The organism is Mycolicibacterium fluoranthenivorans, from assembly GCF_011758805.1.
Taxonomy (GTDB): Bacteria; Actinomycetota; Actinomycetes; order Mycobacteriales; family Mycobacteriaceae; genus Mycobacterium; species Mycobacterium fluoranthenivorans.
In genome coordinates this window covers 2,528,043-2,543,263 of sequence record NZ_JAANOW010000001.1, presented here as the reverse complement: position 1 = coordinate 2,543,263, position 15,221 = coordinate 2,528,043, and the positions used below count along the sequence as shown (strand labels likewise).

Here is a 15,221-nt window from a genome sequence, read left to right as displayed (position 1 = left end):
ATACCGACTCGACCGGCAGAGATTCAGCCAATACCGCCGGCGACATCAACACGCGCACAGGTAGCCATCCCCCGACTACAGGGTGGCCGGCCGCAGCACGACGACCGATTTGGTACGGGCGGAACCGTCCTGCAACAGCGCGATCACCCGGCCGTCCGGCGCGGTGGCTGCGTACACCCCGTCGATACCCGCGGGCGTGAGCGCCCGCCCATGCCGGGCGTCCTCGGTCTCGGCATCGGTGAGATCACGCCTCGGGAACCCGAGCAGGCAGGCCGCGTCCAACCCGTAGGACAACCGCGCGGCGTCACCCAACTCGTCGAGCGTGCGGGCCTCGTCGAGTCCGTAGCGCCCGACCCTGGTGCGCCGCAGCGCGGTCAGGTGCCCGCCGACCCCCAGAGCGGCACCGACATCGCGGGCCAGCGCCCGGATATAGGTACCCGACGAGCAGTCCACCTCGACGTCGACATCGACGAATTCGCCGGCCGCCGGCCCCGCGGCCTGAGCGTCCGATCTGCGCACGGCGAGCACCTCGAACCGGTCGATGCGCACCGGCCGCGCGGGCAGTTCGACTGTCTGCCCTTCCCGGGCCAGCTTGTAGGCCCGCTGGCCGTCGACCTTGATGGCGCTGACCGACGAGGGCACCTGGGAAATGTCTCCGCGCAGGGCCGCCACCGCCGACTCGATCTGCTCATCGGTGAGATGCGTCGCGGAGATGTCTTGGAGCACTTCGCCTTCAGCATCCTCGGTGGATGTGGTCCGGCCGAGCCGGATGGTCGCGGCATAGGACTTGTCGGTGGCGGTGAGCAGCCCGAGGATCTTGGTGGCCCGTTCGATGCCGACCACCAGCACGCCGGTGGCCATCGGATCCAGCGTCCCCGCATGTCCCACTTTGCGGGTACCGAACAGCCGCCGGCAGCGGCCCACCACGTCATGGCTCGTCAGGCCGGCCGGCTTGTCGACGATCACCAGGCCCGGCGGGATCACGCTGCTGCCCGCGGTGCCGGTCACAGCGTGATCGCCGTCAGCGCCAGACCGTCTCGCACGGTCCACCGCCCGGCCAGCACCTTCAGCGGCGGCCCGGACTCGGCGGCGGGATCGATGAGGATTCTCGACTCGAAGGTGCCGGCCGAACCCGAAGAGTCGGTGGTGAACTCGATGTGCGCATCCTCGAATCCCAGCCAGCGATGGGTCAGGGGAAACCACGCCTTGTAGGTGGCTTCCTTGGCGCAGAACAGGATCCGGTCCCAGTGCAGTCCCCCCGGCAGGCCGCCGAGCGCGAGGCGTTCCGCGGGCAGACTGATCGCGTCGAGCACACCCTTGGGCAGCGTGTCGTGCGGTTCGGCATCGATCCCCAGCGCGCGCACCTCGGCGCTGCGGCCCACCACCGCGCCACGGAACCCGTCGCAGTGCGTCAAACTCCCGACCACCCCGTCGGGCCAGCACGGTTCGCCCTTGTCTCCCTTGAGGATCGGCACGGGCGCCAGCCCGAGTTCGCCGAGGGCTTGCCGGGCACAGTGGCGCACCGTGACGAATTCGTTGCGCCGCTTGGCCACCGAACGCGCCACCAACGGCTCCTCCTCCGGTAACGGCGCCAGGCCGGGAGGATCGTCATAGGTTTCGGCGGTCACCACGACCTCCGACACCACCGTACGCAATAAACTCACGGTCAGTACCCCCGCCGGGTCTTGATGCGTTCCTGCATCTTCTGGGCGTTCTCGCGCATCTCCGTGGTGATCTCGAAGTGCCCGCCGAATTCGTTGAGGTAGCCGGGTGCGTAATTGGGGTCCGGCAGGATCTGCCGCAACCAGCGATATGGCTTGCGGCGCCGCCATTCCCGCGGATAGCCGACCGAGACCTCCTCGAACCGCACGCCGTCGTACCAGGTGGTGCGCGGGATGTGCAGATGCCCGTACACCGAGCAGATGGCGTTGTATCGGGTATGCCAGTCCTTGGTCGCCGTGGTGCCACACCACAGCGCGAACTCGGGATAGAACATGGCGTCGCAGGGTTCGCGCACCAGCGGGAAATGATTGACCAGCACCGTCGGGTTCATCCAGTCCAGATCCTCCAGGCGCTTGCGGGTCTGGGCCACCCGGTCCCGGCACCACGCGTCGCGGGTGGCGAACGGTTCGGCGGACAGCAGGAACTCGTCGGTCCCCACCACGTTGCGTTCCCGGGCCACCGCCAGTCCCTCGGCCTTGGTCGCGGTGCCCTCGGGCAGGAACGAGTAGTCGTAGAGCAGGAACATCGGCACGATGGTGGCCGGGCCGCCCTCCTCGTTCCACACCGGGAAGGGGTGCTCCGGGGTCACGATGCCCATCTCGTCGCACATGGTGACGAGGTAGTCGTACCGGGACTGCCCGAAGATCTGCATGGGGTCCTTGTTGGTGGTCCACAACTCGTGGTTGCCCGGCACCCAGATCACCTTGGCGAACCGCCGGCGCAGCAGATCCAGCGCCCAGCGGATCTCGTCGGTGCGCTCACCGACGTCACCGGCCACGATCAGCCAGTCCTCGGGCGAGGACGGGTAGAGCGATTCGGTGACGGGCTTGTTCCCCGTGTGACCGGTGTGCAGGTCGCTGATGGCCCACAGCACAGGCCGGCGCTGATCTCGTGACGTCGCGGACACAACGGATCAGCCTACTTGCGCCACCCGTGGCCCTCCGGGCCAGCACGCGCCGAGCAACTAGAACCTGTTCTCATTTCCTGTCCGGACGACCGATGCACCCTTGTACACTCCCCCGCAGTGCTCGATTGGGACGCACTGCGAAGTTCGAGGGGGTGTGATGGCTGCCAAACTGCGTCTGCTGTCGGCGCTGTGCGCGCTGGTGGCCGCGGTGATCGTGGTGTGGCAGGCCAACCCGGCCGGCGCTCCTGTGCAGGTCCGCGCCGCAGACCTGCCGCTGACCAACGTCTCCACGACCATCAAGTGGCCGGTCATCGAGACCACCGATCCGTCCCCGTTCGACCCCTGCCGGGACATTCCGCTGGACGTGGTGCAGCGCATCGGGCTGGCCTTCACGCCGCCCACCCCGGAGGACGGACTGCGCTGCCACTACGACGCCGGCAACTATCAGATGGCCATCGAAGCCTTCGTCTGGCGGACCTACGAACAGTCCCTGCCCGCCGATGCGGTCGAACTGAACATCGGCGGCCACCGCGCGGCGCAGTTCTGGATCATGAAGCCCACCGACTGGAACGACCGCTGGTGGATCACCTGCATGATCGCCTTCAAGACTAGTTACGGCGTCCTGCAGCAATCGCTGTTCTACTCGCCGATCGATTCACCGGATCGTCCGGACTGCCTGCAGACCAACCTGCAGCGCGCCAACGAACTGGTTCCGTACTACAAGTTCTGAGCCCGCCAGCGTGGGTAATGTTCGTTAGGTGAGCTCCAGACTCTCGCAGCTGTCCCGGCACGCCCTCGGCCGCGCCCTTCACCTCCCTCCGCCGATCTGTGACTACGCCGTGCGTCGGGCGGTGCCGGTACCCATGCGCGACGGGGTGGAGCTGCTGGCCGACCATTACCGTCCACTGACCCCCACCCCCGCTGGCACCCTGCTGGTTCGCGCCCCGTACGGACGCCGATTCCCGTTCACCATATTTTTCGGCAGTATCTACGCCGCCCGCGGCTACCACGTCGTATTCCAAAGCGTGCGTGGGACGTTCGGATCCGGTGGCACGTTCACGCCGATGGTCAACGAGGTCTCCGACGGGATCGACACCGCCGCCTGGTTGCGCGAACAACCCTGGTTCACGGGGACCTTCGCCACCATCGGGTTGTCCTACCTGGGCTTCACCCAGTGGGCGCTGCTCACCGATCCCCCACCGGAACTGGTCACCGCGGTGATCAGTGTCGGTCCGCATGACTTCGCGCAATCCTCCTGGGGCACCGGGTCGTTCTCGCTCAACGACTTCCTCGGCTGGAGCCACATGATGTCCCATCAGGAGGACCCGAACCTGGTGCGGGCGGTCGTGCGTCAGGCCCAGGCCGGCCAGCGCGTCGGCGCCGCGACGATGGATCTGCCGGTGGGCGCGGCCGGGCGGCGGCTCCTGGGCGACGGTGCACCCTGGTACGAGTCCTGGCTACAGCCGCCGGACGCAGACCCCGAGCAGTGGGCCCGCCTCGCGGTGACCGAGGCGCTGGACCGGGTCGACGTCCCGGTGTTGTTGATCAGCGGTTGGCAGGATCTGTTTCTGGACCAGACGCTGGCGCAGTACCGGCATCTCCGCGAGCGCGGCATCGACACCGCGCTGACCGTCGGGTCCTGGACGCACACCCAGTTGATGCAGCGGGGCGCCTCGGTTGTCCTGCGCGAGACGCTGGACTGGCTGGGCACCCATCTGGCGGGGCGGCCCAGCACGCCTCGCAGTCCGGTGCGGATACACGTCAACGGCGGTGCGCCCGGGGATGGCTGGGTCGATCTGCCGGACTGGCCGCCTGCATCGACGGACCACGCGCTCTATCTGCAGGCCGCGGGCGGGCTCTCGGACGCACCCGGACAGGGTGGTCTCACCTCGAGTTTCACCTACCATCCCGCCGACCCCACCCCCACCGTCGGCGGACGGCTGCTCTCCGCCAAGGGCGGCTACCGTGACGACACCGCGCTGGGCGCCCGCGCCGACGTCCTGACCTTCACCGGCGCCCCGCTGCCCGCGGATCTGTATGCGGTGGGAGTTCCCGTGATCGAACTGGCCCACCACACCGACAATCCGCATCACGACCTGTCCATCCGGGTCAGCGAGGTCGATGCACGGGGGCGGTCACGAAACGTCACCGACGGTTTCCGGCGATACACCGGCCGCTCCGCGGACGTCGTCCGGATCGAACTCGACGCGATCGCCCACCGCTTCGCCGCCGGTACCCGCATCCGGGTCGTGGTGGCGGGCGGGTCGCATCCGCGGTTCGCCCGCAACCTCGGCACCGGTGAACCCACCGAGACCGGTCAGACGCTGCGCCCGGCGACCCACACCATCACCCACGACGATCGGTCACGGCTGATCCTGCCTACGGGCCGCCCGACCCCGTCAGCCGACTGAATCGCGGACCCGGCCGGCGATCGCCGCCAGCGTCTGCGCATCGTGCACCGGCGCACCGAAATCCTGCGGCGCGGCGAGCTGTACCCAACTGGCGCAGCCCGCGTGTTCGGGTGTGCGGGGCAGCCGGATCGGTACCGCCAGCGGGTGGGCCTGCACCACCAGCACGGTCAGGCGATGTCTGGGGCGGAAATCCAGCCGATCGGCCCGCACCGACTCGGCGGTCCAGATGTGCAGGTCGGCGATCTCTTCGATGGCCTCGGGCCGATTCACCTGCACCGCGGCCACCACCTTCGCCCCGGCCCGCAGCACGACCGCCTCCTCGGTGCTGTCGGCCTCCTGACCGTCGGGGGCCAACAGGTCCCGGTGCTCCGGGCGTACCCGCTGCGCGTGGCTGTGCGCCACCGTGGGAAACAGCAGAAACGGCGCCGCGGCCGCCGCCGCCGGATCGAGGGCGAAGCGCTTCTCGTGGATACCGCCCTTGCGCAGCAGCACCGTCTGGCGGCCGTCGAGCAGGGCCCGCACCGCGGCGCTCCACTCCTTGAGCGCAGGTGAATTCACTTGGCCGCCAGGCGAGCCCGCACCTCGGGACGCCGCAGCGGCGGCACCGTCTTGGGCGGTTGACGGCGCGGCGGCAGTTGCCGCAGCAGCCTGGTGGTGATCTCGGTGACCTCGGCGACCGCCGTCTCGAACGCCGCTTCGTTGGCGGCGGTAGGCCGGCTGATTCCGCTGACCTTACGAATGAACTGCCGGGAGGCGGCCTCGATCTCCTCAGCGGTGGCGGCCGGTTCCAGACCGCGCAACTCGGTGATGTTTCGGCACATACCCCCACGATATGTTCATGCGATGACCTCTGCTGACGTCCTTCTCATCGAGACGACCGACCGTGTCCGCACACTGACGTTGAACCGCCCGCAGGCGCGTAATGCGCTCTCGGCGCAGCTGCGCACCGCGTTCTACGCAGCGCTGCGCGCCGCCCAGGCCGATGCCGCCGTCGACGTGGTGATCCTCACCGGTGCCGACCCGGTGTTCTGCGCAGGGTTGGACCTCAAGGAGCTCGGCGACACCACCGAACTACCCGATATCTCCCCCAAGTGGCCGGCGATGACGAAACCGGTCATCGGCGCGATCAACGGTGCCGCGGTCACCGGCGGACTCGAGCTCGCGCTGTACTGCGACATCCTCATCGCCTCCGAACAGGCCCGCTTCGCCGACACCCACGCCCGGGTCGGATTGCTGCCCACCTGGGGCCTGTCAGTGCGGCTGCCGCAGAAGGTCGGCGTCGGGCTGGCCCGGCGGATGAGCCTGACCGGGGACTACCTGTCCGCCGCCGACGCGCTGCGCGCCGGACTGGTCACCGAGGTCGTGGCCCACGACGAGTTGCTGCCCGCGGCGCGCAAGGTCGCCGCCTCGATCGTCGGCAACAACCAGAAAGCCGTTCGCGCCCTTCTGGATTCGTATCACCGAATCGATGCCGAGCAGACCCAGGCCGGTCTGTGGATCGAGGCCGAGTCGGCGCGGGCCTGGATGTCGGACACCTCCGGCGACGATATCGCCGCCAGCCGGGCATCGGTCTTCGAGCGGGGCCGCGAGCAGGTGCGCCCGTAGCCGCTGCACCGGCCTGATCCTGATCGCGGCCTGACCGCACCTCACGACCACACCCGAAGGAACCCGATGAGCATCTCCCCCACGCCCACCGCCCCCGCCGTCGCGGCCGTCATCGACCACACCTTGCTCAAGCCGGAAGCCACAGCCGCCGACGTCGCCGCACTGGTCTCCGAAGCCGAGGAACTGGGCACCTATTCCGTGTGTGTGTCACCCTCGATGCTCCCGATCACGGTGCCCGCACGCCTGAAAGTGGCCGCGGTATGCGGGTTTCCCAGCGGGAAGCACACCTCGGCCGTGAAGGCTGCCGAAGCGGCCGAGGCCGTGCGCAACGGCGCTGACGAGATCGACATGGTCATCGACGTCGGCGCCGCCAAGGAGGGGGCATTCGACCGGGTGCAGGCCGATATCGCCGCCGTGCGCGCGGCCGCGCCGGCACCGACCGTCCTGAAGGTGATCATCGAATCCGCGGCGTTGACCGACCACGAGATCGTCGAGGTGTGCCGCGCCGCGGTGGCCGCCGACGCCGATTTCGTCAAGACCTCCACCGGGTTTCATCCCGCCGGCGGGGCGAGCGTGCACGCGGTGGAGTTGATGCACCGCACCGTGCGCGACGCCGGGTTGCAGGTGAAGGCGTCCGGCGGGGTGCGCACCATGGAACAGGCCGTGGCGATGATGGCCGCCGGGGCCACCCGGCTGGGGGTGTCCGGCTCGCGTGCGCTGCTGACCAGCGCCGGCGGCGGGGACACCACGTACTGACGCCTCAGCCGGTGCCCGCCACCAGCCATCGTCCCGAGAACGCGCGCCAGCCGACGAACACCAGGCGCAGCACCATGAAGGTGCTCAGCCCGGACCAGATCCCCACCAAACCCCAGCCGAACGCCAGCGACAACCAGATCAGCGGCAGAAACCCGACCAGTGCACTGATCAGGGTGGCGTTGCGCATGAACTTCGCGTCCCCGGCGCCGAGCAGCACACCGTCGAGGGCGAACACCACCCCGGCAACCGTCAACTGCCCCACCATGAACCACCAGGGCGCGACGATCTCGTCGAGCACCGCGGCATCGGAGGTGAACAACCCGGGCAGCATCGGCGCCCCGAGCGCGAACATCAACGCCAGCACCGCGGCGGCCACCGTCGAGTACACCGTCACCCGCCACGCCACCCCTTTGGCGTGTCCCAGCCGGCCCGCCCCCAGCGCCGCACCCACCAACGACTGCGCCGCGATGGCCAGCGAATCCAGTACCAGCGCAAGGAAGTTCCACAACTGCAGGACCACCTGATGGGCCGCCACCGCGGCCGCGCCGAAGCGAGCCGCGACCGCCCCCGCCGAGACGAAACAGGCCTGGAACGCCAGCGTCCGCAGTGCCAGATCGCGGCCCATCACCAGCTGGGCCTTGAGCAGCGTCGGCCGGATGCCCAGCGGTACCCGCTCCACCAGCAGGGCCCGCACGAACAAGCCGGCGGCCAGCCACTGCCCCACCAGGTTGGCCACCGCCGACCCGGCCAGCCCGAGCCGCGGAGCCCCGAGGAGGCCGTACACCAGGGTCGGGCACAGCAACGCTGAAACAGCGAAGCCGACAAGCACATAGCGCAGCGGGCGGGCGGTGTCCTGCACGCCGCGCAGCCAGCCGTTACCGGCCATCGACACCATGATCGCGGGGGCACCCAGGATTGCGATCCGCAACCAGGGCAGCGCCGCGGCGGCGATCTCCCCGCCTCCGGAGATGGCATTGCACAGCGGCACCGCGAAGATCTGCACGATGAGCACCACCAGCAGCCCCAGCCCCAGCGCCAGCCAGGTGGCCTGTACGCCCTCGCCCACCGCGGCGCGGCGGTCGGCGGCACCGAAGAAGCGGGCGGAGCGTGCCGTGGTGCCGTACGACAGGAAGGTCAACTGGGAGCTGACCAGCGACAGCACCAGACCGCCGATCGCGAGCCCGGCCAGGCTCAGCGCACCGAGCCGCCCGACGACTGCGATATCGAACAGCAGGTAGACCGGTTCGGCGGCGAGCACCCCGAGGGCGGGCAGCGCCAGACCGGCGATGCGCCGTGCGGTGACCGGCTGGTCGGACAAATCGCTCAGCCGAGGACTCGGCGCAGCCCCGCGGCCACTTCGTCGGCGGTGCCGGTGGCCGTGTATCCGGCCGCGCGACGATGCCCGCCGCCGCCGAACTCACTGGCCACCAGGGAGATGTCGAGCGATTTCGACCGCATCGACACCGACCAGGTCCCGGGTTCGATCTCCTTGAACACCGCAGCCACCTCGGCCTCGGCGGTGGTGCGCACGATATCGACGATGCTCTCCACTTCCTCAGACTGCGCCTTGGACCATTCGTCGTATGCCACCACGACATACACGAGTCCGCGGCCGTCGGCAGCGTCGGCGATCAGCTGAGCCGAACCGAGCACGCGCGAGAGCATCGGCAGCCACGCGAAGGGATGGGTGTCCATCAGGGTGCGGCTGATCCCGGCGTTGTCGACGCCGAGGTCCAGCAGCCGCTCGGCCAGCCGATGCGCCCTCCCGGTGGCCCACCGGAACGAGCCGGTATCGGTGGTCAGCCCGGCGTACAGGCAGTGCGCGACCGCACCGTCGATCGGTTTACCCCAGGCGTCCAGCAGCTCGGCCACCATCATGGTGGTCGAATCGGCCGACGAATCGACGTAGTTGGCGGTGCCGAACAGTGCGTTGGACGCGTGGTGATCGATCACCAGCACACCGCGCTCACCGTCGACGAGGTCGGACAGACTGCCGAGCCGGTTCACGCTGGGGATGTCGACCGTGACGACGAGATCGGCGTCGCGGCGCACCCGGTCCGGCGCGACCAGCAGGTCCACGCCGGGCAGGCTGCGCAACGATTGCGGTAGCTCCGCCGGGGTCGCGAAGACGACCTGGACGTCGATCCCGGCCCCGGCCGCGACCTGAGCCAGCGCCAGCCCGGCACCGATCGTGTCGGCATCGGGATAGACGTGAGCGACCACCACGATGGAGCGGGCTGCGGCGCACAGCTCTGCCGCGCCGTGCGCGTCGACCCGCGCACCGGTGACCGCTACCTCAGCCCTCGGATCGGTCGTCGTCACTGGTGTCCTCAGCCGTGCTGGTCGTACGGTCACCCTCCACCCCAGTCACACGGTACGGGTCGGGGTCACCTGCCGGCACGGCACCCTCCCTGGCCCGGGCCAAGTCGGCGTCGGCCGCCCGGACCCGTGACAGCAGCTCCGCCATCCGGTTGGCGGCATCGGGCACGGTGTCCCGGGCGAACGCCAGCGTCGGGGTGAATCGCACCCCGGTGCCGGCGCCCACCTTCGACCGGAGCACACCCTTGGCACTCTCCAGCGCCGCGGCCGCGCCGGCATAATCCGGCTCGTCCTCCAGTGTCGACCCCAGCACCGTGTAGTACAGCGTGGCGTCGTGCAGGTCCGCGGTCACCTTGGCGTCGGTGATCGTCACACCCGCCAGTCGCGGATCCTTGATCTCGTACTCGATGGCCGAGGCCACGATCGTGGAGATCCGCTTGGCGAGCCGTTTGGCGCGTGCGGGATCAGCCATTTAGCCCCGCCTTATCTGTCTTCTTCGCTCCGCTCATCAGACGCGCGCTTTTTCGACCAGTTCGTAGGCCTCGATGACATCGCCTTCTTTGATGTCGTTGTACGTCAGCGTCAGACCGCATTCGTAACCGTCGCGGACCTCGGTCGCATCGTCCTTCTCCCGCTTCAGCGACGAGATGGTTACCGTCTCGGCCACCACGACGTTGTCGCGGATGAGGCGCGCCTTGGCGTTGCGCCGCATGATGCCCGAGGTGACGAGGCAGCCGGCGATGTTGCCGACCTTCGACGACCGGAAGATCGCCCGGATCTCGGCGCGGCCGAGCTCCTTCTCCTCGTAGACCGGCTTGAGCATGCCCTTGAGCGCGGCCTGGATCTCGTCGATGGCCTGGTAGATCACCGAGTAGTACCGGATGTCGACGCCCTCGCGGTTGGCCAGCTCGGTGGCCTTGCCCTCCGCCCGGACGTTGAAGCCGATGATGATCGCGTTCGAGGCCGACGCCAGGTTGACGTTGGTCTCGGTGACGCCACCGACACCACGGTCGATGACGCGCAGCTCGACCTCGTCGCCGATGTCGATCCCCAGCAGGGCTTCCTCCAGCGCCTCCACGGTGCCGGAGTTGTCGCCCTTGAGGATCAGGTTCAGCTGGCTGGTCTCCTTCAGCGCGGCATCGAGATCGTCGAGGCTGATGCGCTTGCGGCTACGGGCGGCCAGTGCATTGCGCTTGCGCGCGCTGCGCCGATCGGCGATCTGCCGGGCGATGCGATCCTCGTCGACGACGAGCAGGTTGTCGCCCGCGCCGGGCACCGACGTGAAGCCGATGACCTGGACCGGCCGCGAGGGCAGCGCCTCGTGGATGTCCTCGCCGTGCTCGTCGACCATGCGACGCACACGTCCGTAGGCGTCGCCGGCCACGACCGAGTCGCCGACCCGCAGGGTGCCGCGCTGGATGAGCACCGTGGCGACCGGGCCGCGACCGCGGTCCAGGTGCGCTTCGATGGCCACACCCTGGGCCTCCATATCGGGGTTGGCCCGCAGATCCAGCGCCGCGTCGGCGGTCAACAGCACCGCTTCCTCCAGCGCCTGGATATTGGTGCCGTTCTTGGCCGAGATGTCGACGAACATGGTGTCGCCACCGAAGTCCTCGGCGACCAACCCGTACTCGGTCAGCTGGGCCCGGATCTTCTGCGGATCCGCACCCTCCTTGTCGATCTTGTTGACCGCGACCACGATCGGCACATCGGCGGCCTGCGCGTGGTTGATGGCCTCCACCGTCTGCGGCATGACACCGTCGTCGGCGGCGACCACCAGGATCGCGATATCGGTGGCCTTGGCACCACGGGCACGCATGGCGGTGAACGCCTCGTGACCGGGGGTGTCGATGAAGGTGATGAGCCGCTCGGCGCCGTCATGCTCGACGGCGACCTGGTAGGCGCCGATGTGCTGGGTGATGCCACCGGCCTCACCCTCACGGACGTTGGCCTTACGGATGGTGTCGAGCAGGCGGGTCTTGCCGTGGTCGACGTGACCCATGACGGTGACCACCGGCGGACGCTGTTCGAGATCCTCTTCGCCACCCTCGTCCTCGCCATAGGTGAGGTCGAAGGATTCGAGCAGTTCGCGGTCCTCGTCCTCCGGGGACACGACCTGCACGACGTAGTTCATCTCGCTGCCGAGCAGTTCCAGGGTCTCGTCACCCACCGACTGCGTCGCGGTGACCATCTCACCGAGGTTGAACAGCGCCTGCACCAGCGAGGCCGGGTTGGCGTTGATCTTGTCGGCGAAATCGGAGAGCGACGCGCCGCGGGCCAGCCGGATGGTCTCGCCGTTGCCGTGCGGCAACCGCACCCCACCGACAACCGGGGCCTGCATGTTCTCGTACTCGGCGCGTTTTGCGCGCTTCGACTTGCGGCCACGACGGGGCGCACCACCGGGACGGCCGAAGGCACCCGCGGCACCGCCGCGCTGACCGGGACGGCCACCGCCGCCACCACCGGCACCGGGCGCACCGCCACCACCGGGACGACCGCGGAATCCACCGGCCGCACCGGCACCTGCACCGGCACCACCGCCGGCGCCGCCGCCGCGGTAGTTACCGCCGCCGCCACCGGGACGCGCACCCTGACCGGGGCGGGGACCGCCGCCGGGACCGGGACGGGGACCGCCGGGACGACCCGTTGCGCCGGGTCGGGCGCCGGGCGGACGAGGCGGCATGTTGCCGGGCGAGGCTCCGCCCGGACGAGGTGCGCCGGGACGCGGGCCACCGGCACCGGGGCCGGGGCGCGGACCGCCCGGGCCGGCCTGCGGACGCGGGGCCGGACGCTCGACCGGCTGCTGGGACGAGAAGGGGTTGTTGCCGACGCGGGGTGCCCGCGGAGCCGGCTTGGGACCGGGACGCGGACCCGGACGGGCATCAGACGGGGCGGCCGAGGCGGCAGGCGCCGCCGGAGCAGCGGGGGCCGGTGCGGCCGGCGCCTCGGGGGCGGCCGGTGCGGGGCCGGGCCGGGGGCCCGGACGCTGGGCAGGCGCCGCGTCGGCCACTGGGGCCTCGACGGGAGCTGCGGGCGGAGCCGCGGGTGCCGGCGGCGGAGCTGCCGGGGCCGGGGCGGCCGGGGCCGGGGCGGCCGGGGCCGGCGGTTTGGGGCCGGGCCGGGGTCCGGGGGTCGGCGTGCCACCGGTGGGCGACGACGGCCGAGCGGCGGGGCTCGCGGACTTAGCGGGTTTGCCGCCGCCGAACGATTCCCGCAGACGGCGGGCCACGGGGGCCTCGACCGTCGATGATGCCGATTTCACGAATTCGCCCTGATCGCTCAGTCGGGCGAGCACTTCCTTGCTGGTAACACCGAGTTCCTTAGCCAACTCGTGTACACGGGCCTTACCTGGGGCTGCCACTACATCTCCTCATCTGGAGGCGACAGCGGTGGTAGGGCCGCGCCTCGGGTTTAGCTATGACGCATGGTCATCGGGACTTCACGGTGTGCTCATGTTCTTCGCTACCTGTTCTCTTGACCGTGATGATCGGGCGGCCGAATTGCTTCGACATACTCGACCACCCCGGAAACTTCCGGTGAACCGGTGATCCGTAACGCTCGGACGAACGCCCGCCGCCGGATCGCCGCTTCGAGGCATTGCCGGTCGGGATGCAACCATGCACCCCGCCCCGGCAGGCTACCCGCTGAGTCGACGGTTACGGCGCAATTACCGGTCCCGTCGAGGACAGCGGCCAGCCGAAGCAGATCGACGGCCAACTCTCGCTTCCGGCAACCCACACACGTTCGCACCGGTCCATCAGGGCTTCGGTGCGCACGAGGCTGGGAAGTCGGAGTCTCGCGCTGGATCACGGCTCAGTCTACCGTCACCGTTCGCCCGGACAGAATCGCGTGTCGGGGTGGCTCGCCCTCAGGCCGTTCCGGGCTCGGCGGCATCGCTGCGGATGTCGATCCGCCAGCCGGTCAGCCGCGCCGCGAGCCGGGCGTTCTGCCCTTCCTTGCCGATCGCCAGCGACAGCTGGAAGTCCGGTACCACCACCCGGGCGGCGCGGGTGGCCTCGTCGATGACGGTCACCGACACCACCTTGGCCGGGGACAGCGCATGGGCCACGAACCGCGCCGGGTCGGGGTCGAAATCGATGATGTCGATCTTCTCGCCGGACAACTCGCTCATCACATTGCGCACCCGCTGCCCCATGGGGCCGATACACGCCCCCTTGGCGTTCAGCCCGGACACCTTCGACGCCACGGCGATCTTGGAGCGGTGGCCGGCTTCCCGGGCCACCGCGACGATCTCCACCGATCCGTCCGCGATCTCGGGCACCTCGAGCGCGAAGAGCTTGCGCACCAGATTCGGGTGGGTACGGGACAGCTCGATCTTGGGTTCGCGCACGCCGCGGCTGACGCCGATGACATAGCAGCGCAAGCGGTCGCCGTGCTCGTAGCGCTCCCCCGGCACCTGCTCGGCCGGACGGATCATGCCGTCGGATCCCTTGGCCTCGGTGCCGACGCGGACCACCACGTTGCCGCGGGCGTTCTCCCGGGCGTCGCGCTGTACGACGCCGGCCACGATATCGCCTTCGTGCGCGGCGAACTCGCCGTACATCTGCTCGTTCTCGGCGTCGCGCAACCGCTGCAGGATCACCTGGCGCGCGGTGGTCGCCGCGATACGCCCGAATCCCTCTGGGGTGTCGTCCCATTCGTTGATGAGATTGCCGTCATCGTCGGTCTCCCGGGCGATCACCTTGACCACACCGGATTTACGGTCGACGTCGATCCGAGCGTCCGCCTCGTGGCCCTCGGTATGCCGATAGGCCGTCAGCAACGCCGACTTGATGGTCTCGACGACAACATCTACCGAGATGCCCTTGTCGGTTTCGATGGCATGCAGCGCCGCCATGTCGATGTTCACGCGTCGCCCCCCTTTCCAGACTGCTCCACCAGATCCAATTCACGTTGATTGGGTGGCGAAAATTCGACTTGTACAACAGCTTTGGCGATCTCAGATAATTTCAGTTCCCGGACCGTCAGCTTGCCCCGATCGGCGATCACGAGGCGTAGGACGCCATCGCCGACATGGCCGATCCGCCCGGTGACGGCGGACCCGTCCTCGAGCACCACTTCGACCTTGCGCGTGCGGGCCCGCCGGAAGTGTTTTTCCTCGGTCAGCGGGCGATCGACGCCGCGCGATGTGATCTCCAGCACGTACGGTGCGGTATCGGCACTGTCGAGGGCGTCCAGCAGCGGCGAAGCGATCCGCGACAGGGCGGCGATGGCTTCCAGGTCCAGACCGTCATCGCTGTCGGCGATCACCGTGATCCGCGGCGGCCGGGTCGACGAGTTGACCACGACGTCCTCGATTTCGTAACCCGCGCGCGCGAACTCACCGTCGAGTAGCTCGAGCACTTGCTTCTGCGTCGGCAGCAGCGGGACGTCCGGTGCCACGGCGAGCTCCTCATCTTGAGTTGTGCGGACACATTCCAGGCTGGTTGTGACCGAGTAATCGGTTACCAAACGATACGCCAGGCGCGGCCGCGCTTTGG

The 15,221-nt window shown here is 69.1% G+C and carries 16 protein-coding genes; 4 read left to right on the top strand and 12 right to left on the bottom strand.

The genetic code is table 11. The features are described from left to right. Positions 1–75: 75 nt before the first annotated feature. Genes truB through FHU31_RS12265 form a run of 3 tightly spaced genes read right to left on the bottom strand, consistent with a single transcriptional unit; the run spans position 76 to position 2,629 of the window. Positions 76–984 (bottom strand): tRNA pseudouridine(55) synthase TruB, encoded by a 909-nt coding sequence (truB, locus tag FHU31_RS12275; RefSeq protein ID WP_167160956.1) that lies wholly within the window; start codon positions 982–984, stop codon positions 76–78. A gap of 20 nt (positions 985–1,004) precedes the next feature. Beyond that, a complete protein-coding gene (pptT, locus tag FHU31_RS12270; protein WP_167160954.1) occupies positions 1,005–1,670 on the bottom strand; it encodes a 4'-phosphopantetheinyl transferase PptT in 666 nt (221 codons plus the stop codon). Then, positions 1,667–2,629: an ACP phosphodiesterase PptH gene (locus tag FHU31_RS12265; protein WP_167158614.1), complete on the bottom strand. Its 963-nt coding sequence runs from the start codon at positions 2,627–2,629 to the stop codon at positions 1,667–1,669. Before FHU31_RS12265 ends, pptT begins: the two co-directional genes overlap by 4 nt. A gap of 157 nt (positions 2,630–2,786) precedes the next feature. On the opposite strand from FHU31_RS12265, the gene FHU31_RS12260 reads away from it, so the two are divergent. Continuing rightward, entirely contained in the window at positions 2,787–3,359 is a 573-nt protein-coding gene (locus FHU31_RS12260) for a DUF3558 domain-containing protein (RefSeq protein ID WP_167158612.1), read from the top strand. A gap of 28 nt (positions 3,360–3,387) precedes the next feature. Beyond that, positions 3,388–5,040, top strand: a complete 1,653-nt coding sequence (locus tag FHU31_RS12255; RefSeq protein WP_263988100.1) for a CocE/NonD family hydrolase — start codon at positions 3,388–3,390, stop codon at positions 5,038–5,040. Here the strand turns inward: FHU31_RS12255 and FHU31_RS12250 are convergent. Continuing rightward, positions 5,029–5,598, bottom strand: a complete 570-nt coding sequence (locus FHU31_RS12250; RefSeq protein WP_167158610.1) for a DUF1802 family protein — start codon at positions 5,596–5,598, stop codon at positions 5,029–5,031. The genes FHU31_RS12255 and FHU31_RS12250 overlap by 12 nt on opposite strands. Further along, positions 5,595–5,861, bottom strand: coding sequence for a DUF2277 domain-containing protein (locus tag FHU31_RS12245; protein ID WP_167158608.1), 267 nt, complete (start codon positions 5,859–5,861; stop codon positions 5,595–5,597). The genes FHU31_RS12250 and FHU31_RS12245 overlap by 4 nt, the downstream gene beginning before the upstream one ends. 22 nt (positions 5,862–5,883) lie before the next feature. Between FHU31_RS12245 and FHU31_RS12240 the strand changes: the two genes are divergently transcribed. Both FHU31_RS12240 and deoC read left to right on the top strand, forming a co-directional pair. Next, on the top strand, positions 5,884–6,645 hold the full coding sequence (locus FHU31_RS12240; RefSeq protein ID WP_167158606.1) for an enoyl-CoA hydratase: 762 nt from the start codon (positions 5,884–5,886) through the stop codon (positions 6,643–6,645). Between the two features lie 66 nt (positions 6,646–6,711). Further along, positions 6,712–7,401 carry a deoxyribose-phosphate aldolase gene (gene deoC, locus FHU31_RS12235; RefSeq protein WP_167158604.1) on the top strand — a complete coding sequence of 230 codons (690 nt, stop codon included), beginning with the start codon at positions 6,712–6,714 and terminating at the stop codon, positions 7,399–7,401. Positions 7,402–7,405: 4 nt separating this feature from the next. On the opposite strand, the gene FHU31_RS12230 is transcribed toward deoC, so the two are convergent. From FHU31_RS12230 to rimP, 7 genes are all read right to left on the bottom strand, one after another. Next, positions 7,406–8,719: an MATE family efflux transporter gene (locus FHU31_RS12230; protein WP_409371244.1), complete on the bottom strand. Its 1,314-nt coding sequence runs from the start codon at positions 8,717–8,719 to the stop codon at positions 7,406–7,408. Positions 8,720–8,724: 5 nt separating this feature from the next. After that, positions 8,725–9,723 (bottom strand): DHH family phosphoesterase, encoded by a 999-nt coding sequence (locus FHU31_RS12225; protein ID WP_167158602.1) that lies wholly within the window; start codon positions 9,721–9,723, stop codon positions 8,725–8,727. After that, positions 9,698–10,192, bottom strand: coding sequence for a 30S ribosome-binding factor RbfA (gene rbfA / locus FHU31_RS12220; RefSeq protein ID WP_167158600.1), 495 nt, complete (start codon positions 10,190–10,192; stop codon positions 9,698–9,700). Before rbfA ends, FHU31_RS12225 begins: the two co-directional genes overlap by 26 nt. A gap of 36 nt (positions 10,193–10,228) precedes the next feature. Beyond that, positions 10,229–13,081, bottom strand: coding sequence for a translation initiation factor IF-2 (gene infB, locus FHU31_RS12215; protein WP_167158598.1), 2,853 nt, complete (start codon positions 13,079–13,081; stop codon positions 10,229–10,231). 101 nt (positions 13,082–13,182) lie between these two features. Continuing rightward, positions 13,183–13,458 carry a YlxR family protein gene (locus FHU31_RS12210; protein ID WP_263988024.1) on the bottom strand — a complete coding sequence of 92 codons (276 nt, stop codon included), beginning with the start codon at positions 13,456–13,458 and terminating at the stop codon, positions 13,183–13,185. Between the two features lie 130 nt (positions 13,459–13,588). Next, entirely contained in the window at positions 13,589–14,590 is a 1,002-nt protein-coding gene (nusA, locus tag FHU31_RS12205; RefSeq protein WP_167158594.1) for a transcription termination factor NusA, read from the bottom strand. Then, a complete protein-coding gene (gene rimP, locus FHU31_RS12200; RefSeq protein WP_263988025.1) occupies positions 14,587–15,123 on the bottom strand; it encodes a ribosome maturation factor RimP in 537 nt (178 codons plus the stop codon). The genes nusA and rimP overlap by 4 nt, the downstream gene beginning before the upstream one ends. Between the last annotated feature and the right edge of the window lie 98 nt (positions 15,124–15,221).

What these genes read in the sequence shown, in the direction of transcription:
- FHU31_RS12240 (WP_167158606.1), top strand. Translation starts at nt 5,884, where the DNA reads ATGACCTCTGCTGACGTCCTTCTCATCGAGACGACCGACCGTGTCCGC.
- FHU31_RS12245 (WP_167158608.1), bottom strand. Translation starts at nt 5,861, where the DNA reads ATGTGCCGAAACATCACCGAGTTGCGCGGTCTGGAACCGGCCGCCACC.
- deoC (WP_167158604.1), top strand. Translation starts at nt 6,712, where the DNA reads ATGAGCATCTCCCCCACGCCCACCGCCCCCGCCGTCGCGGCCGTCATC.
- rbfA (WP_167158600.1), bottom strand. Translation starts at nt 10,192, where the DNA reads ATGGCTGATCCCGCACGCGCCAAACGGCTCGCCAAGCGGATCTCCACG.
- FHU31_RS12260 (WP_167158612.1), top strand. Translation starts at nt 2,787, where the DNA reads ATGGCTGCCAAACTGCGTCTGCTGTCGGCGCTGTGCGCGCTGGTGGCC.